At 74.0% G+C, this 16,647-nt stretch carries 18 protein-coding genes; 9 read left to right on the plus strand and 9 right to left on the minus strand.

Annotated features, from left to right (window positions below; genetic code table 11):
- Positions 1 to 190: 190 nt before the first annotated feature.
- Positions 191 to 991 (plus strand): HAD-IB family hydrolase, encoded by an 801-nt coding sequence (locus ABZ249_RS25685; RefSeq protein ID WP_220564575.1) that lies wholly within the window; start codon positions 191 to 193, stop codon positions 989 to 991.
- 542 nt (positions 992 to 1,533) lie between these two features.
- On the opposite strand, the gene ABZ249_RS25690 is transcribed toward ABZ249_RS25685, so the two are convergent.
- The 5 genes from ABZ249_RS25690 to ABZ249_RS25710 all read right to left on the minus strand — a co-directional run bounded on the left by ABZ249_RS25690 (position 1,534) and on the right by ABZ249_RS25710 (position 5,881).
- The gene (locus tag ABZ249_RS25690; protein WP_355267717.1) at positions 1,534 to 2,493 is read right to left on the minus strand and encodes an NAD-dependent epimerase/dehydratase family protein; all 960 of its coding nucleotides are present in this window, start codon (positions 2,491 to 2,493) and stop codon (positions 1,534 to 1,536) included.
- A gap of 218 nt (positions 2,494 to 2,711) precedes the next feature.
- A complete protein-coding gene (locus ABZ249_RS25695) occupies positions 2,712 to 2,810 on the minus strand; it encodes an AURKAIP1/COX24 domain-containing protein (protein WP_017621272.1) in 99 nt (32 codons plus the stop codon).
- Between the two features lie 205 nt (positions 2,811 to 3,015).
- The gene (locus ABZ249_RS25700; protein ID WP_220564573.1) at positions 3,016 to 3,651 is read right to left on the minus strand and encodes a histidine phosphatase family protein; all 636 of its coding nucleotides are present in this window, start codon (positions 3,649 to 3,651) and stop codon (positions 3,016 to 3,018) included.
- 89 nt (positions 3,652 to 3,740) lie between these two features.
- Complete coding sequence (gene hemL / locus ABZ249_RS25705) at positions 3,741 to 5,036, minus strand: glutamate-1-semialdehyde 2,1-aminomutase (RefSeq protein ID WP_220564572.1); 1,296 nt, start codon at positions 5,034 to 5,036, stop codon at positions 3,741 to 3,743.
- 164 nt (positions 5,037 to 5,200) lie between these two features.
- The gene (locus tag ABZ249_RS25710; RefSeq protein ID WP_355267721.1) at positions 5,201 to 5,881 is read right to left on the minus strand and encodes a phosphatase PAP2 family protein; all 681 of its coding nucleotides are present in this window, start codon (positions 5,879 to 5,881) and stop codon (positions 5,201 to 5,203) included.
- Positions 5,882 to 6,277: 396 nt separating this feature from the next.
- On the opposite strand from ABZ249_RS25710, the gene rraA reads away from it, so the two are divergent.
- Positions 6,278 to 6,772: a ribonuclease E activity regulator RraA gene (gene rraA, locus ABZ249_RS25715; protein ID WP_355267724.1), complete on the plus strand. Its 495-nt coding sequence runs from the start codon at positions 6,278 to 6,280 to the stop codon at positions 6,770 to 6,772.
- Positions 6,773 to 6,892: 120 nt separating this feature from the next.
- Here the strand turns inward: rraA and ABZ249_RS25720 are convergent, their stop codons facing one another.
- Positions 6,893 to 7,585 carry a hypothetical protein gene (locus tag ABZ249_RS25720; protein WP_355267727.1) on the minus strand — a complete coding sequence of 231 codons (693 nt, stop codon included), beginning with the start codon at positions 7,583 to 7,585 and terminating at the stop codon, positions 6,893 to 6,895.
- Between the two features lie 198 nt (positions 7,586 to 7,783).
- Here ABZ249_RS25720 and ABZ249_RS25725 point away from each other — a divergent pair, with 198 nt between their 5' ends.
- Complete coding sequence (locus ABZ249_RS25725; protein WP_355267730.1) at positions 7,784 to 9,091, plus strand: sensor histidine kinase; 1,308 nt, start codon at positions 7,784 to 7,786, stop codon at positions 9,089 to 9,091.
- Entirely contained in the window at positions 9,091 to 9,768 is a 678-nt protein-coding gene (locus tag ABZ249_RS25730; RefSeq protein WP_355267733.1) for a response regulator transcription factor, read from the plus strand. Before ABZ249_RS25725 ends, ABZ249_RS25730 begins: the two co-directional genes overlap by 1 nt.
- Positions 9,769 to 9,963: 195 nt before the next feature.
- On the opposite strand, the gene ABZ249_RS25735 is transcribed toward ABZ249_RS25730, so the two are convergent.
- Both ABZ249_RS25735 and ABZ249_RS25740 read right to left on the minus strand, forming a co-directional pair.
- Positions 9,964 to 10,518, minus strand: a complete 555-nt coding sequence (locus tag ABZ249_RS25735) for a hypothetical protein (protein WP_355267736.1) — start codon at positions 10,516 to 10,518, stop codon at positions 9,964 to 9,966.
- A gap of 172 nt (positions 10,519 to 10,690) precedes the next feature.
- Positions 10,691 to 11,884, minus strand: a complete 1,194-nt coding sequence (locus ABZ249_RS25740) for an acyltransferase family protein (RefSeq protein ID WP_355267739.1) — start codon at positions 11,882 to 11,884, stop codon at positions 10,691 to 10,693.
- Between the two features lie 120 nt (positions 11,885 to 12,004).
- On the opposite strand from ABZ249_RS25740, the gene ABZ249_RS25745 reads away from it, so the two are divergent.
- Positions 12,005 to 13,261 (plus strand): sensor histidine kinase, encoded by a 1,257-nt coding sequence (locus tag ABZ249_RS25745; protein WP_355267742.1) that lies wholly within the window; start codon positions 12,005 to 12,007, stop codon positions 13,259 to 13,261.
- Positions 13,262 to 13,275: 14 nt separating this feature from the next.
- Entirely contained in the window at positions 13,276 to 13,884 is a 609-nt protein-coding gene (locus ABZ249_RS25750; RefSeq protein WP_355267745.1) for a response regulator transcription factor, read from the plus strand.
- Positions 13,885 to 13,962: 78 nt separating this feature from the next.
- Here the strand turns inward: ABZ249_RS25750 and ABZ249_RS25755 are convergent, their stop codons facing one another.
- Entirely contained in the window at positions 13,963 to 14,178 is a 216-nt protein-coding gene (locus ABZ249_RS25755; RefSeq protein ID WP_355267748.1) for a hypothetical protein, read from the minus strand.
- A gap of 186 nt (positions 14,179 to 14,364) precedes the next feature.
- On the opposite strand from ABZ249_RS25755, the gene ABZ249_RS25760 reads away from it, so the two are divergent.
- The 3 genes from ABZ249_RS25760 to ABZ249_RS25770 all read left to right on the plus strand — a co-directional run bounded on the left by ABZ249_RS25760 (position 14,365) and on the right by ABZ249_RS25770 (position 16,626).
- On the plus strand, positions 14,365 to 14,907 hold the full coding sequence (locus ABZ249_RS25760) for a GNAT family protein (RefSeq protein WP_355267750.1): 543 nt from the start codon (positions 14,365 to 14,367) through the stop codon (positions 14,905 to 14,907).
- Between the two features lie 36 nt (positions 14,908 to 14,943).
- Entirely contained in the window at positions 14,944 to 15,534 is a 591-nt protein-coding gene (locus tag ABZ249_RS25765; RefSeq protein WP_355267753.1) for a YdcF family protein, read from the plus strand.
- 303 nt (positions 15,535 to 15,837) lie between these two features.
- Positions 15,838 to 16,626, plus strand: coding sequence for a VOC family protein (locus ABZ249_RS25770; protein WP_355267755.1), 789 nt, complete (start codon positions 15,838 to 15,840; stop codon positions 16,624 to 16,626).
- Positions 16,627 to 16,647 lie beyond the last annotated feature (21 nt).

The following is a 16,647-nucleotide window of genomic DNA, read 5'->3' on the forward strand; positions in this document are numbered from 1 at the left end:
ACCTTTTCGGGGAAGATCCCGCAGAATGACGGGCAAACCCGCTTTCCCTACTGTGACCTTCATCACGCGAATTACCGCCGTGTCCCAGAGGCTCCGTCCTGCTCACCGGGGGTCGTAGGCTCGCATCCACAGGGGGAGCAGGCCGTCGAGGACGGTGCCGCCGACTCCCCACCCGAGCCAGGAGAGAACCGTGTCACACGACGTCGTGTCCCCGACTCCGGCGGGGGCCGCCTTCTTCGATGTGGACAACACCCTGATGCGGGGGGCGTCGATCTACCACTTCGCGCGCGGCCTGGCCGCTCGCGACCTGTTCACCACCCGCGACCTCCTGCGTTTCGCGTGGGGCCAGACCGTCTTCCGGGTGACCGGGAGCGAGCAGCCGGACCACATCAACGCCGCCCGGGAGGCGGCGCTGGCGTTCGTCGCCGGACACGACGTCGACGACCTCGTGGGCCTGTGCGAGGAGATCTACGACGAGACCATGGCCGACCGCATCTGGGAGGGCACCCGGGCCCTGGTGCAGCGGCACCTGAGCGCCGGCCAGCCGGTGTGGCTGGTCACGGCGACCCCGGTGGAGCTGGCCCAGATCATCCGCCGCAGGCTCGGGCTGACCGGGGCGCTGGGCACGGAGGCGGAGAGCGTGGACGGGGTGTACACCGGGCGGCTCAACGGCGACCTGCTGCACGGCCCGGCCAAGGCGGTGGCGGTACGGGAGCTGGCCGTCAAGCACGGCTGGGACCTGGCGGACTGCTCGGCCTACAGCGACTCCTCCAACGACCTCCCGCTGCTGTCGCTCGTGGGCGACCCGAACGCCGTCAACCCGGACGGGGACCTGCGCCGGTACGCGCGCACCCACGGGTGGCCGGTGCACGACTTCCGCACGCACCGCCGGGCGCTGAAGGTGGCCGTCCCCGCGGCGGCCGTGGGCGCGGCGGTGGGCGCCGTGGCCATCCGCGCCGCCCGCCAGCGCAGAGCCCTCCCGGGGGCCTGAGGGGCCTCCTGGGGAGCCGGCGCGGCCCGTGCGGCCGGAAGGCCGGGGCCGGGGAAACCGGGGGCCGTGGGGCCCATGGGACGCGCGGGGACGGCGGGCCGCGGGCCGGGGGCCCGTGGAAGATCCGGGGAAGGCTCGGGGACCTCCGGGCGGCGGACCGGGGAAACCTCGGTGACCGCCACCGGACCGGCACCCCCGCGCACGACCGGAACCCGGACACGGGGCACCGACCGGTGCCGGGTCCCGCCGGGGCGGACATGACGACGGCGCGATGCGGTGGGACGGGCACGCGGCGGCACGGTGCGCCGAACCGGACGAGCGGCAGCGCGGTACGGCGGGACGGGCACGCGGCCACATGCGGCAGAGCGGGAGCACGGTGGGGGCGCCGACCGGTACAGGCCTCCGGGGCGGGCACGCGACGCGCGGGGTGGCAGGGCGTGCACACGGCGGCACAGTGCGGTGAGGTAGGACGCCGATCGGTGCGGGGGCATGCCGGACGGGCATGCGGCGGCGGGGCGGGAGGACGGGGCGGGGAGTCCGGGTCAGCGGCCCAGGGTGGTCTTGGCCAGGGCGAGCACGTGGACCGGCCGCAGGCGGGCGCTCCGCGGGCGGCCGCCGTCGCGGCGGCGGGGGGACCGGCGGGGGCCGCGGGCGTCGGCGTAGGACTCGAAGGCCTCCGCCGAGCTGTGCGCCGGGATCCACTCCAGGACCCGCTCCAGCTCACCGGTGTTCAGGGAGGCGGCCAGGCCCGCGGTCACGGCGCGCGCGGCGCTGGCGGTGGCGTAGTCGATGCGGCCGCGGCGGGCCACGCCGCGCAGCACGCGCAGCCCGGAGGCCGGGACCGGGAACCGGTGCCCGCCGATGCGGCGCAGGCAGTGGGAGAGCGGGACGCTGTCCTTGCCCGCCACGTCGAAGAACCCGGTGCCGTCACTGAGCGCCATGCGCACCAGGGCCTCGACGCCGTCGTCCTCGTGCAGGAAGCGCACCCGCGGGTCGCTGCCCATCACCGTGGGCACGACCCGGGAGTCGAGGTAGCGGGTGAGCGGGGTGTCCACGCCCGGCCCGATGAGGTTGGCGAACCGCAGGACCGCCACCTCCAGGTCGGGGCGGCGGCGCTGCAGGCCGCGGGTGTGCCGCTCGACCTCGGCCGCGTCGTCGGCGTCCAGGGTGGCGCTGGAGCGGACCACCAGGCGGCGGACCGTCGTGGAGCGCTGCGCGGCGGTCAGCACGCGCATCGTCCCCAGGACGTTCTCCTCGCGGTGGGCGCTGTGCGCGTTGTCCAGCCCCAGATGCAGGACGAGATCGGCACCGGAGTCGGTGACGATCTGTCCCAGGCTTTCGTCGTGCAGGTCGACATGGGTGTAGTCGAAGCCCGTCGTGGCGGCGGGCGGCGCCGAATCGGCGCCGATCACCCGGCGTACACCGGGCTCCGCACCCAGGGCCTGCGCGACCCTGGCGGCCAGGGGGCTGGACACCCCGGTGACGAGTACGACACGAGCCATGGCGACACGTTCCTTGGAAGGAGACGATGAGTGACGGTGCGCGGACCGTTCACCGCGGGGGTGAAGCGGTGGCCGCGACCCGTGAGACACAACGATGTCCCGACCGGAAAATTCCGTCACGTTGGTCGAGGCATCGCCGAAATAGGGAATTTCTCCGCGTCCGGGACATGCCGGAGCACGCCCACGCCCGCGGAGAGACGACGATCGCCGCGACGGTACTACTTCTTGTTGCGACGCGCGATACGCGTGCGCTTGAGCAGCTTGCGGTGCTTCTTCTTCGCCATGCGCTTGCGACGCTTCTTGATGACGGAACCCATCAGGGATCACCCTCTCGCTGACGATGGATACAGAGCATGCCGCACCGCCGTGGCGGATCCGGCAAGGGGTTCGGGTGCGCGGGGCCCCGGGATCGCGCGCAGTGCGCGGACCGCGGGGTCGGGGCCCGTCCTGGGACGGCCGCCGACGGACGTGCGCCCACCGCACCCGAAGGCCCAGCTTACCGCTCCGGGTGCGCGCTCCGGGTCAGGCCCCGGGGACGGAGGGGCCCTCGACGTACAGGGACGCCGCGGGCTCCGCGTAGCTGACACTGGCCAGCCGCTCGTCGACGAAGGTCAGCGAGGTGACGCTGGCGAGGTTGCATTCGCGCAGGTCGGGGCGGTGCCACAGGCGCCTGCCCTCGGCCGCGCGGCGCGACATCCAGATGGGCAGCTGGTGGCTGACGCACACCGCCTCCCGGCCCCAGGCGGCGCGGCGGGCGACCTTGATGGCCGAGACCATGCGCGCGAGGATCTCCTTGTACGGCTCCCCCCAGGACGGCAGGAACGGGTTGTACATCCGGCTGACCACCCGCGGGTCGCGCACCGAGCTGCGGGACAGCGACATGCCCTGGAGCTTGTTGGACGCCTCGATGAGGCGGTCGTCCAGGGTGACCGGCAGGTCGAGCATCTTCTGGAGCGGGACCGCGGTCTCCTGGGTCCGGTCCAGCGGCGAGGAGTACAGGGCCGCGATGTCGTGGCCCTCGAACCACTCGGCGGCCATCTCGGCCATCTGCTGTCCGCGTTCGCTGAGGTGGAAGTCCGGGAGCCTGCCGTAGAGCACCTTGTCCGGGTTGTACACCTCGCCGTGCCTGAGCAGGTGCACGACGGTGGTCGTCGTCATGGTCGAATGTCTTTCCTTCGGGGATCTGGTGGGGCCCGGCGGGCCGGTGTGCGGGGCGGCGCCGGGGGTCTCGGTGCGGACCCGGCGGGTCAGCCCTGTGCCTGTGCCGCGGCCCGCGCCGCGGCGGGCAGGGCCTCCAGGACCTTCCCGACCGCCGCCTCGTCGTGGGCGGCCGAGAAGAACCACGCCTCGAAGGCCGCGGGCGGCAGGTAGACGCCCTGGTCGAGCATGGAGTGGAAGAAGGCCGCGAAGGCCGCGGTGTCGGTGGTGCGCGCGGTGTCGAAGTCCACGACGTCGGCGTCGGTGAAGAACACCGTGAACAGGCTGCCGCCGCCCTGGACCCGGTGCGCCACGCCGGCCTCGTTCAGGGCCTTGGAGACCTCGGACGCGACCTGGGCGGACACCCGGTCGATGTGCGCGTAGACCTCCGGGGTGGCCCCGCGCAGGGTGGCCAGTCCGGCGGCGGTGGCCAGCGGGTTCCCGGAAAGGGTACCCGCCTGGTAGACGGGGCCGCCGGGGGCGAGGCGGTCCATGATCTCGGCGCGGCCGCCGAACGCGGCGGCGGGCAGGCCGCCGCCCATGACCTTGCCGAAGGTCATGAGGTCGGGGGCGACGCCCTCCAGGCCGTACCAGCCGGAGGCGCTGACCCGGAAGCCGGTGAGGACCTCGTCGAGGACGAGCAGCGCGCCGTAGGAGTGGGCGATGCCCTTGAGCTGCTCGTTGAACCCGGCCCGCGGCGGGACGACGCCCATGTTGGCGGGGCAGGCCTCGGCGATGACGCAGGCGATGTCCTCGCCGTGCTCGGCGAAGGCCCGCTCGACGGCCTCGATGTCGTTGTAGGGCAGGACCAGGGTGTCGGCGGCGCTGGCCCCGGTGACGCCCGGGGAGTCGGGCAGCGCGAACGTGGCCAGGCCCGACCCGGCGGCGGCCAACAGGGAGTCCACGTGGCCGTGGTAGTTGCCCGCGAACTTGATGATCTTGCTGCGCCCGGTGAACCCGCGGGCCAGGCGGATCGCGGACATGGTGGCCTCGGTCCCGGAGTTGACCAGGCGGACCTTCTCCACGGGGGTGCGCTCGACGATCAGTTCGGCGAGCTCGACCTCGCCGGGGGTGGGGGCGCCGTAGGAGGTGCCGGAGTCCACCGCGCCGTGCAGCGCGGCCACGACGTCGGGGTGCGCGTGGCCGAGGACGAGCGGCCCCCACGAGCAGACGAGGTCGACGTAGCGCCGGCCCTCGGCGTCGATGAGGTAGGGCCCCTCGCCCTTGACGAAGAACGGCGGGGTGCCGCCGACGGCGCCGAAGGCGCGCACCGGGGAGTTGACCCCGCCGGGGACGACGGCGGTGGCCCGCTCGAAGAGCTCTGCTGAAGTCTGTTGAGTACCCACCTCACCAGTGTGTCAGCTGTGTCCTGCGGCGGAACCGTGACCCGCCCCGCACCGGCGCGGCCGCCTTCGGCCATCCGCCCCGCCTCACCCGCCGCGGAGGGCGCGGACGCGGCGGCGCCCCGGCCGGGAGGGGCCGGGGCGCCGGGGGTGCGGGGCGGGGCGGGTCAGACGCCGGCGTAGGAGCGGGGGCCGGTGGAGGAGGTGTCGTCGTCCGTACCGCCGGGGCGGGGCGCGTCGGCGGCGGCGGAGCGGACCAGGGGGCGCAGGAGCGCGTTCCCGGCGGCCCTGTCGACCAGGGCGGTCAGGGGGCGGGCCATGGCCAGGGAGACCGCGGTGGCGACGGTCGCGCCGAGCAGCAGGCCGACGGCGACGTCGTGCGGGTAGTGGGCGCCGACCAGGACGCGGGAGAACGCCTCCAGGACGGCGACGGCCGCGGCGACCGGGGCCATGCGCTTCCAGGCGATGACGACCGCAGCGGCGGCGGCGCCCGCGATCGCGGCGTGGTTGCTCGGGAAGGACCAGTCGCCGACGGGGTCGCAGGTGGCGATGGTGGTCAGGTCGGTCATGGCCTGGCAGGGCCGCAGCTGCTCGACGAACGACTTGACGGTGCGGCTGACGCCGTAGGCGATGACGGTGGCGACCGGCGCGAACAGCGCCAGGCCCACCAGCCGCGAGTCGACGGAGCGGGCGCGCCACCAGGCGGCCAGGAACAGGACGGCGAAGACCACGAGCAACAGGTCGGTGCCGATGTGGGCGGCCTCCTGCACACGGGGGTCGAGTCCGGCGGCGAACTCGATCACGGCCCGGGACCAGGCGGCACTGATATCGAAGATCTCGGAGACCATCTCTCTCCAGGGGTGTCGTCGGGGAGGGTCGCGCGAGTGCGGGGGAGGATTCGCGACGTGGGGTCGACGGGTCGACCGAAAGGTGACGCTATCTCCACGATTCGGTGACTTCCGAGGTTCCATCCTGACACCGGAACGGGGGCTTCAAGGCCCGTGAGGGCCGGGATCGACGAAAGAGACGGGGGTTCCCCACGAAAGGATGAACCGGACATGGACGGACCGGCACGAAGGGGTGGGCGGGCGGAGGAGGCGGTCACCGCCGAAAGGGGCCGTCGGCACCGCCGGAGCGCCGGGGCGCCCACCGCGGCGCGCATCCGGGGTGCCGGGCGGGGGCGGGGGACTACTCCTGGGTAGCTTGAGTGGCGTCCACCCGCTTCACCCCGGATCGGAGCCGACATGACCGAGCACAGCGCCGCGGACTTCACCACGGCGGACCTCATCGACGACCACGGCGACACCCTGCGCAGCTGCTCCACGCAGTTCCGGCAGTACGGCGGCAGGGCCGTGTTCTCCGGCCCGATCCGCACCGTCAAGTGCCACGAGGACAACGGCCTGGTCAAACAGGTGCTCAACACCCCCGGCGGGGGCGCCGTACTGGTGGTGGACGGCGGCGGATCGCTGCGTTCGGCCCTGATGGGCGACATGATCGCCGAGGCCGCGGTGGCCAACGGCTGGGCCGGAGTGGTCGTCCACGGAGCGGTGCGGGACACGGTCGCGCTCGGGGCGCTGGAGCTGGGGGTCAAGGCGCTGGGCTCCAACCCGCGCAAGTCCGCCAAGGACGCCGCCGGGCGGCTGGACGCCCCGGTGTCCTTCGGGGACGTCACGTTCGTCCCCGGGGAGTGGCTGTACAGCGACGAGGACGGCATCGTCGTCAACGCGGAGAGGATCTGACCCGGACGGCGGGGAGGACGCGCGGCCGCGGCCCGGCCCGCGCACGCGCGGCAGAGCGAACGGCGGGCCCCCTCGGAGGAGTCCCGCCGTTCGCTCCGCGCCCGTGCCAGGGCGTTCCCGTCAGTCGCGCCGGCGGCGCTTCAGCAGGGGGGACACCGCCCCCAGCACCATCGCCGGGAGCAGCAGCAACGGGACCATCGCGACCAGGAGGCCGTTGTCGACCAGGAGCGCGACGGCGGTCTGGACGACCCCCACGGCGGCCATCCCCGCCGCTGTCGGCCAGCGCGTGTCCGCCCACCAGCGGGAGAGCGCGGAGTTCCGGTCCCCGGCGGTCTCCACCATGGGCACGACCAGCGCGAGCCCGACGAGGAGTACTCCCACCGCGGCGCCCGCGAGCTTCGTGGTCGGGATGTCCCGGCCGGCGCCGTTGAACACCATGATCGCGTGGACGGCCAGCATGAAGAGGGAGAGCAGGACCAGGACGGCGTTCATGGCCCGGGTGGTGCTGCGCGCGGTCCGGCGGACCGGCGGGTCCAGCACCTCCTGGATCCTGGCGCTCAGGGCCGGGGCGGCGCTCAGGATCACCGCGATGAGGGCCGTGGTGAAGGGGATGGCGCCCGCGAGGAGCCACCGGGGCACCATGTTCGGGCTGCCGTCCAGGTTGTACCTGCCGCCGTGCACCATCTCCGCGAGGTCCGGCCAGACCGTCCAGGAGACGGCGGCCATCCCCGCGATCGCGAGGCCCGCGGCGGCCATGCCGACGACGGGCGGGCGGGGGGTCTCGGCGGCGGTGCCGCCGATCGTGCTCTCCATGGGTTCCTCCCTGTTCCTTCTTCGTCCTCTGGGAAGGACCCTAGGAAAACGCCGCGCACGGGCACATCCACCCGCCGTCATGCCGGTGTCACCGAATTCCCGCGGGGCCTCATATGACAGGAGTCATGTACGCGGGACCGGAAATCCGTGACAGCCGGAAATCCCCTTTTCCCGGCGGCCGGGGATAGTATCCGGACAATGAGAGCACCGTCCCCACTCCCCGACCTGTCCCGCTGGGTCAGCCTGGCCGACGACCGCCCGCCGCGCGCGGTGGGGCTGCTGTTCTGGGGTTCGGTGCTGTCCACCCTGGCCGTCTACGCCGTGTTCGCGACCGGCGTGGCCCCCCTGGACGGCGAGGGGCTCGCCGACCCCCTGACCCTCTCCCTGGTCGTGACGGGAATCGGTTCCCTGGTCGTCTGCGCGGCGCTGTGGCCTTTCCTCGCATGGTCCCCGCATTCCCCGTGGCCGCGCAGAATGGCCAGCGGTTCGTTCATGGTCTTCACCCTCACCTCCTTCGTCACCAGCAATCACGCGCTTTTCCTTTTGCTGTGTGTGGGAACGGTGAACGCGGTGATCGTCTTCGGGGTCCCCGGCGGGATCGTCTACGGCGCGCTCGTCGTCGGCTTCAGCCTGCTGCTGACACTGCTCGTGCCCGGGACCCCCCTCCTGGCGGGGGCGATCATGGCGGTGGGCCTGCTGTTCGTCGTGGTGGCGTCGGGGCTGGTGTCCGTGGGCCTGCTGGTGTCGGCGCAGCGGGCCGGGCGCACCCGGGAGCTGCTGGAGGAGCTGGAGCGCACCCACGGGGAGCTGACCGCGGCGCACGGGGAGCTGCGGCGCAGCACGGACCGGATCAGGGAGCTGACCGTGTCCGAGGAGCGCGCCCGCATGTCCCGGGAGATGCACGACAGCACCGGGCACCACCTGACCGTCCTGTCGCTGTGCCTGTCGAACGCGCTCCGGTTCCGCGAGGCCGGCAGGCCGGAGGAGGCGTGGGAGGAGGTCGCGCAGGCGCGGGCTCTGGCCGGCGACGCGCTGACCGACACCCGCCGCTGGGTGCGGGCGCTGCGGCCGCTGGCGCTGGAGGGGCGGGCGGGGGCGAGCGCGATGCGGTCGCTGGCGGAGTCGTTCCAGGGCGGGGGCATGCGCATCGGGTTCGAGCAGCGGGGCGGGGAGTGGCCGGCGCTGACGGAGGAGGCGGAGCTGGTGTGCTACCGGACGGTGCAGGAGGGGCTGACGAACGCGATGCGGCACTCCGGCGGTGAGGCGGTCCTGGTGGAGGTCGAGGTGGCTCCGGAGACGGTGGCGGTGTCGGTGACCGACGACGGGAGGGGGGCTCCGGTGGAGGAGGTGCGCGGCGGGTTCGGGCTGCGCGGTCTGGCGGAACGGGTCGGGCGTGTGGGCGGAGAGCTGGCGGCGGAGAACACCGGGACGGGGTTCCGGCTGCGTGTGGAGGTGCCCGTGGCGGGCGCCGCCGACCACGGCACGCGCGATGCGGGCGGTGCCTGATGCGGGTGCTCATCGTGGACGACCAGGTACTGCTGCGGCGCGGGCTGCGCAAACTGCTGGAGTTCGAGGACGGGATCGAGGTCGCGGGGGACGTCGGGGACGGGCTGGAGGCGCTGGAGTTCCTGGCGGGGGCCGCGGCGGGCGGGCTACCGGACGTGGCGCTGGTGGACGCGCGCATGCCGCGGATGGACGGGCCGACGCTGATCGGTCGGATGCGGGAGGAGTACCCGGACGTGCCGGCGCTCGTCCTGACCACGTTCGACGACGACGACATCGTCTTCGGGTGCCTGCGGGCGGGGGCGCGCGGCCACCTGCTCAAGGACGTGCCGCCGGAGGAGCTGGTGTCGGCGCTGCAACGCGTGGCACGCGGGGAGACGGTGCTGGGGACGGCGGCCGCGGAGCGGCTGGTGGCGTCCCTGGGCGGGGGGACGGAGGCCGCCGCGGCACAGGCTCCGCCCCGGGGGGCGGAGCCGGCGCGACCGCCGCTGTCGGAGCGGGAGTGGGAGGTGGCGCGGATGATCGGCGCGGGGGCCACCAACCGGGAGATCGCCCGGGGCCTGTTCATCACGGACGGCACCGCGCGCAACCACGTCACGAACATCCTGCGCAAGCTGGGGCTGCGGGACCGGACCCGGTTGGCCCTGTGGGTCCGGGAACGGGGGGACGGCGACCGCTGACCGGCACCCCGGTTCGGGGCTTCGCCGCGGAGAGTCCGGGCGGGTGCGTGCCAGGTCTCGACCGGACTTCCGAAGATACGGCCGAATCCCATGACCCATGGTTTTCAGGGCGGCACGGCGACGGCTTCGACGGGGCGCTCCCGGGACCGGACCGGCGAACGGCCGCGGCGGGCGCCGCGGCCGTGTCCCGTTCCGCTACCGGCGCGGGCCGTACCCGCCCTGGCCGTGGGGAGGCCCGTAGCCGCCGTGCCCGGGCGGGGGACCGGGGTGGCCGTACCCGGGGGGCGGGCCGTAGCCGCCCTGGGCGGGCGGCGGCCCGGGCCGGCCGTGGCCCTGCGGCGGCGGGGCGTGGCCGCCGTGCGCGGGAGGGGGTCCGGGACGGCCCTGCCCGTTCGGGGCCGGCCCGGGCGCGCCCTGGCCGGGCGGCCTGCCGCCCTGGTGCCGGAGCATGTTGAAGAGGTGGTCGCGGAGGCTGGCCGCGATGTCGGAGCCCTCGAAGTCGACGAGGCCGAACTTCAGTTTGGGCGTGACCCGGAGGTTCGTGCCCTGGGGGTGGGGCGAGAGCTCGATGTACACGTTGTGCCCGTAGCTGACCAGGTTGAAGTCGGTGGAGAACGTGTACCGGTAACCGCCGCCGGGCATCGGGTTGCCCCGGGTCGAGGACCCCCTGGTGCGCTGCACCGCGTGGGGGAGCATGTCCCACACCTGGTTGATGTGGAACGGAAGCTGGTAGTCGTAACTGCTGGCCACGTTTCTCCGTTCTCGTTCCGGGAACCGGAGACGGGGTTCACGGCGCTGTGCACTCTCGATCCGCCGCATCCTATCCGCCCGGTGTCCCCTCCGGCAGGCCCCGGGGAGGCCGGGGCGACGCCGGCCGGAGGGTTCGTCGTGACCGGTGTGATCCGCGTTCGGGGGCGGCGGTTCACGTACCGCGGGAGCCCGTCGGGAGTACGGCGGCGGGACGCCGGCGCGGGCCGTTCAGCCAGCGGCCCAGCACGGTGCGGCGGACGAGCAGCTGGTAGCTCCCGAGCAGCAGGGCCGTCGTCACCACCCAGTTCAGCAGGAGCTTGGCCGCGACCGGCCAGTCCAGGCCGACCAGCGGGATCTCGATGGCGACCAGCAGCGGGAGATGCATCAGGTACATCCAGTACGACGCGTCCGCGAGGTACCGGATCGCCGGGTGCTCCCGGGAGAACACCTTGACCATGAGCGCGGTGAGGCCGTAGGTCCACAGCAGGCCGGTGAGCGCCACGACCACCGACCCGACCGCGAGCGGCAGGTCCGCGGCGACCGGCAGCAGCATGGACACCGTGCCGAGGACCGCCGCGGCCAGCAGCAGCGGCCAGCGCGGCGCCAGCCGGGCGAGCGACCCCGGCGCGGCGTGCAGGAACCAGCCGGCCAGGAAGGCGCCGAGGTAGCCGATCAGCGGCGCGGCCTCCGGCAGGACCGTCACGGGCGCGTTGATCCCCTGGGCGGGGTCCGTCCCCTGGCTCAGCAGCGCGGCGGCGTACGGCACCGCCGCCAGCAGGACGCCCCCCGGAGCGGCCAGCAGGGCGCCGATCCGGGCGGACCACCGCCCGGCACGGTCCGGGCCCAGCAGCCGCAGCAGGACGGCCCGCGCGGCGAGGACGACCAGGACGACCTCGAACAGGACCAGCAGGAACCACAGCTGCCCCGGGGTGAACATGAGCAGCACCAGTGGCGCGTCGCTCGGCGGGGGTTCGGGGGCCGCTCCCCCGCCCTGCGCCGCGGCCACGGTGGCGAGGACGCCGAGCGAGAACACCGAGACCGGCCAGAAGGCCAACAGCGGCAGGAGGATGCGAACCGTGCGGTCCCGGAGGTAGGCCCGGCTTCCACGGCGCGTCAGGACCATGCGGCCGAGGTAGCCGGCCAGCATCATGAACAGCGCCATGCGGAAGAGGTGGATCACGTACACGCCCACGAACGCGGCGGGCGAGGTGCGGGTGTCGTTGACGAGCCAGGGCATCTCCGGCGCGAAGGGCAGGAGCGAGTGCAGCACGATGCCGAGCAGCAGGGCGAACGCGCGCAGCGCGTCGAGGCCGTGGATGCGGGTTCGCGCCGAGCCTGACCCGGCGCCCGCCGTGTGAGGGGTCATGCACACGACGCTAGGAGCCGGAACGCCCGCCGGGTTCGGCCGATCGGCGTCCGCGGCATCCACCGATCGGTGGACCCGCGGGCGCTTCCGGGCGGCGCCGGGAGCGGGGAGAATGCTGCCATGAACACCGCGTCACGTACCGTCGGTGCGGCGGACCCGACGGGCCACGGCGACAGCGCCGGGCCCGGGGACCCGCTTCCGAGGTGGGCGTCCCTGGTCCGGCTGGTCCCCTCGGCGCTCCCGGTGGTGTCGGCGCTCTTCGGTGCCGCGATCACCGGCCCGGTGATCGAACCGGCGGTGTTCGCCTGGTCGCTGGTCCCCACCGCTGTGCTGTTCGCGGCCCGCCTCGGCGAGCTCCGTTACGGGGACCGGATCGCGCAGGGCGGAAGGTTCGCGGTCGCGGCGGTGGCGGCGAACCTCGCCGTCACGCTGGTGGCGTCCCTGCTCAACCCGTTCGTCTGCATCGCCGCGTTCGCCGGGTACCTGGACGCGGACCGGTACCTGCGCCGGCGCCAGGTCGTCGTCGCCGCGGTCGCGACCGGGCTGGTCACCGCGGTGGGCCAGGGCGGCGGCATTCCGGGGGTGTCCGACCTGCCGTGGCTGTACCTGGCGCTGGCCGCGGTCAACGTGGGGATCGGCATGGTCATGCTGCACTTCGCCCGGGAGCGGGAGCGGCAGGTGGCGGAGCGCGAGCGCGTCGCGCTCGAACTCGCCGCGGTGCACGAGGAGAACCTGGCGCTGCACCACCGGCTCCTCGAACAGGCGCGTGAGGCGGGGATCGGCGAGGAGCGCGCCCGGCTGTCCCGCGAGATCCACGACACCGTCGCGCAGGGGCTGATCGGGGTGATCAGCCAGCTGGAGGCCATCGGCCCGGTGGACCCGCCGGCCGGGGAGCGGATCGAACGGGCGGAGACCGCGGCCAGGGACTGCCTGGTGGAGGCGCGCCGGGCGGTGCGCGCGCTGGCGCCGCGGGAGCTGTCCGGGCACACGCTGACCGAGGCCCTGCACGATCTCACGAGGAACTGGGCGCGCACGCACCAGATCGTCGCGGAACTGGACGTGGAGGGGGCGCCGGACTCCGCCCGGCACGGGGACGTGCTGCTGCGGGTCGCGCAGGAGTCGCTGGCGAACGCGGCCCGGCACAGCGGGGCCTCGACGGTGCGGCTCGTGCTGGGGCGGCGCGGGGAACGGGAGGGATGGGTGGAGCTGACGGTGACCGACGACGGGGACGGGTTCGATCCGGCCGCGGCCGCTGCGCGCGGACGCGGGCAGGGGCTGGCGGGGATGGCCGGCCGGGTCGCCGCCGTGGGCGGGGCGTTCGAGGTCGAGAGCCGGGCGGGGCAGGGGTGCCGGGTGGTCGCGGCGGTACCGGTGTGAGCGGGGTGGGCGCGGTGCGTGTCGTGGTGGCGGACGACCACCCGATCGTCCGGGACGGGCTCGCCGGCATCCTGGGCGGCGAGGAGGGCATCGAGGTCGTCGGCGAGGCCGCGAACGGGCGGGAGGCCGTCGCGGTGGTGCGGTCGAGCGACCCGGACGTCGTGCTGATGGACCTCCGGATGCCCGGTGGGGACGGGGTGGAGGCGATAGCCGAACTGCGCGGGAGGGACCCGGCCCGGCCCCGGATCCTGGTGCTGACGACGTACGACACCGACCGGGACGTGCGGCGGGCGATGACGGCGGGCGCCGACGGGTTCCTGCTCAAGGACGCGCGCCGCGCGGAGCTGGTCCGCGCCGTGCACGACGTCGCGGCGGGGAGGCCGGTGCTCACCGCGGCGGCGCTCGCGGCGCTGGCGGGCCGCAGATACGAGGCGGAGCTGACGGACCGGGAGGTGCACGTGCTGCGGCTGGTGTCGGAAGGGCTCACGAACGGTGCCGTCGCCAGGCACCTGGGGATCGGCGAGGCGACGGTCAAGACGCACCTGCTGCACATCTACAAGAAGCTCGGGGTGGGCGACCGCGCCGCCGCCGTGCGGGTGGGCTGGGAGCGCGGGATCATCTGAGCCGCTCCGGTTCCGGGACCCGCCCGCACGGGGGCGCGGCCCGTCAGGATGGGCCGCGCCCGGGAACAGGTGCCATGGTCACTTGTTCTCTTCGAGGCGCAGGGCGATGCCCAGGGCGAAGAAGGTCGGTGCCCACTCGCCGACGAAGAGTCCCCAGCGGTCCGCCCGGTCGGTGCCGGCGTCCTCCTTCTTCTTGGACACGACCCAGCTCAGGATGGACGCGCCGATGCTGGCGACGCCGGCGGCGTAGGCCATCTCGGAGGTGACGCCGAGTTCGGACAGCTTCGCGATCATGATGCCTCCCGTTTTCGTTGCCGGTCGGATGCCACTGCCCGGTTCGGCGCCAAGGTAGGAGAACGTCAGGGCAAAGGTGACGTGACCGGCGCCCGGCGCGGGAGGGCGGACGCGGCGCCACCCGAAAAGGACACAGAGGGCTAATACGGTTGCGACCACCCGAGGCGCTCCGGTAGGAAGTCCCCCATGCTCACAGGCACCAAGGTCGGGCTGCGGGCCCGACACGAGGACGACAACCCGGTCCTCCAGGCCGAACTCTACGACGACGTGGTCATCCACTCGCGGGTCCAGGGCAGCCCCTGGCGCCCCGTCATGCCCGGCTCCAAGCACTCCCTGGTCAACGTGGACGACACCGCGCGGGACACGGCCACGTTCTCCGTCGTGGACCTGGACGGCGGCGAACTGCTCGGCACCGCCACCCTGTGGGGCATCGACGGCCACAGCCGTTCCGCGCACCTGGGGATGGGCCTGCGCCCCTCCGCCCGCGGCAGGGGCTACGGCACCGACGTGGTCGCGGTGCTCTGCCACTACGGCTTCGCCGTCCGCGGCCTGCACCGCCTCCAGATCGAAACGCTGGAGGACAACTTCGCGATGATGCGCGCCGCCGAGAAGAACGGCTTCGTCCGCGAGGGCGTGCTGCGCTCCTCGTCCTGGGTCCTGGGCGAGTTCCTGGACCAGGTGCTGTTCGGCCTCCTCGCCGAGGAGTGGAAGGCGAACGCGCAGGGCTGAGCCGACGGCCCGGGCGGCGCCGGTAGGTTTCCTCCCATGAACCGCACACGCCTGCTGCTCGGTGCCGCGGCCGCCGCCGGGGCCGTCCTCCTCTGGAGCGAATGGACCCTGTGGCGGGTCTCCCGGCAGGACTACCCGGCCGCCGCTCCCCCCGTCCCCCCCGGCGCCGACGAGGCGATCGTCGTCCTGGGCTTCCCCAGCCGGCGCGGCGACCGCCCCGGCCTGGTGCAGCGCTACCGCACGCGGATCGCCCTGCGTTCGCGCGACCCCCGCGCCGGGCGCAGCGTCCTGGTCTTCACCGGCACCAGTCCCCGCCGCCCCCGGGCCGGGCGCTCCGAGGCCGCCGTCATGGCCGACTACGCCGTCGGGCGCCTCGGCGTGGACCCCGGCGACGTCCTCCTGGAGGAGAAGGCCACCAGCACCTGGGAGAACATCGCCCTCACCCTCCCCATGATCGACTCCTTCCCCGTCGTCAAGATCGCCTCCACCACCTTCCACGCCCGCAAGGGGCGCCGCTACCTGCGTGAGCAGGCCCCCGAGGTCGCCGCCCGGCTGCGCCCCGCGCGGGACCACCGGCCGGGCGAGCTCCTGTGGCTGAAACCGCTGTTCGCCCTCTACCGGCGCTGACCCCCGCTCCGCCCCCGGTCCCGGCGGAACGGCGCGGGGCCTGCGGCGGACCGTGTCCTCCCCGGCCGTCAGGATGGCGGCGCACGGTCACGGCGTGAGACGGGGATCCAGGAGGGCGGCAGGACCGACCTGCCGGTACCGGACGGGCCCGTGGGCCCCGAGGCCGCGACGGTGCACGGCCGCGGGGGAGCCCTCCCCGGGATTGTGCGAACTTTGCCGCCGACCTCCCCCGCCTTGTGGCCGGTCCGGGTGAGACTCGCAGATGGCACCGCGCAACGCACCCGACCACCGGAGGCCACCGCCATGATCACGACCGACTACCGCCCCGGCTCCCCCTGCTGGATCGAGCTGAGCGCCTCCGACCTCGACAGGTCCCTGGCCTTCTACCGCGGCCTGTTCGGCTGGGAGGCCGAGTCCGCGGGCCCGGACACCGGCGGCTACCTGCTCCTGAAGTCCGGCGGGCGGACCGTGGGCGGGGCCGGGCCGCTCATGGAGGAGGGGCAGCGGCCCTCCTGGACGCTCTACTTCCAGGCCCCCGACGCCGAGGAGTACGTCCGGGGCGTCGCCGAGCTGGGCGGCACGGTCGACCTCCCCCCGATGGACGTCATGGGCATGGGCGTGATGGCGCAGTGCACCGACCCGCAGGGGGTGCGGTTCGCCCTCTGGCAGCCGCTCTCCTTCCCCGGCATGGAGACCGTGGACGAGCCCGGGACCCTCGTCTGGGCCGAGCTGTGGACCCCGGACGCCGAGGGCGCCCGGAGGTTCTACGGCGGGCTCTTCCCCTGGGAGTTCGGCCCCTTCGAGCTGCCCGGCGGGGGCACCTACCTGACCGTCAGGCCCGAGGGCCTGGACGAGGACCGCGCGCACAGCGGCATCGCGCAGGTCGACCCCGGCACGGCGGAGTCCGTGGGCGGCGGGGACTGGCACCCCGTGTTCCAGGTCGAGGACGTGGACGCCACCGCCGCCCTGGTCCCCGAGACCGGCGGCCGGGTGGACATGGCGCCCGACGACGCCCCCGGGGTCGGCCGGCTGTCCGCCTGCGCCGACCCCGACGGGAACCCGTTCGTGCTGCTGCGCCCCTCCCCCGCCTGACCCGGGGTCCGTCGGCCCCGG

It is taken from the genome of Nocardiopsis sp. NPDC006139 (assembly GCF_040614155.1).
GTDB lineage: Bacteria > Actinomycetota > Actinomycetes > Streptosporangiales > Streptosporangiaceae > Nocardiopsis > Nocardiopsis changdeensis.

Coding starts and splice junctions, on each gene's coding strand:
- rraA (WP_355267724.1), top strand. CDS start 6,278: ATGACCGAGCACAGCGCCGCGGACTTCACCACGGCGGACCTCATCGAC.
- ABZ249_RS25700 (WP_220564573.1), bottom strand. CDS start 3,651: ATGACGACGACCACCGTCGTGCACCTGCTCAGGCACGGCGAGGTGTAC.
- ABZ249_RS25755 (WP_355267748.1), bottom strand. CDS start 14,178: ATGATCGCGAAGCTGTCCGAACTCGGCGTCACCTCCGAGATGGCCTAC.
- ABZ249_RS25695 (WP_017621272.1), bottom strand. CDS start 2,810: ATGGGTTCCGTCATCAAGAAGCGTCGCAAGCGCATGGCGAAGAAGAAG.
- ABZ249_RS25765 (WP_355267753.1), top strand. CDS start 14,944: ATGAACCGCACACGCCTGCTGCTCGGTGCCGCGGCCGCCGCCGGGGCC.
- ABZ249_RS25690 (WP_355267717.1), bottom strand. CDS start 2,493: ATGGCTCGTGTCGTACTCGTCACCGGGGTGTCCAGCCCCCTGGCCGCC.
- ABZ249_RS25760 (WP_355267750.1), top strand. CDS start 14,365: ATGCTCACAGGCACCAAGGTCGGGCTGCGGGCCCGACACGAGGACGAC.
- ABZ249_RS25710 (WP_355267721.1), bottom strand. CDS start 5,881: ATGGTCTCCGAGATCTTCGATATCAGTGCCGCCTGGTCCCGGGCCGTG.
- ABZ249_RS25730 (WP_355267733.1), top strand. CDS start 9,091: ATGCGGGTGCTCATCGTGGACGACCAGGTACTGCTGCGGCGCGGGCTG.
- ABZ249_RS25720 (WP_355267727.1), bottom strand. CDS start 7,585: ATGGAGAGCACGATCGGCGGCACCGCCGCCGAGACCCCCCGCCCGCCC.
- ABZ249_RS25740 (WP_355267739.1), bottom strand. CDS start 11,884: ATGACCCCTCACACGGCGGGCGCCGGGTCAGGCTCGGCGCGAACCCGC.
- ABZ249_RS25725 (WP_355267730.1), top strand. CDS start 7,784: ATGAGAGCACCGTCCCCACTCCCCGACCTGTCCCGCTGGGTCAGCCTG.
- ABZ249_RS25770 (WP_355267755.1), top strand. CDS start 15,838: ATGATCACGACCGACTACCGCCCCGGCTCCCCCTGCTGGATCGAGCTG.
- ABZ249_RS25745 (WP_355267742.1), top strand. CDS start 12,005: ATGAACACCGCGTCACGTACCGTCGGTGCGGCGGACCCGACGGGCCAC.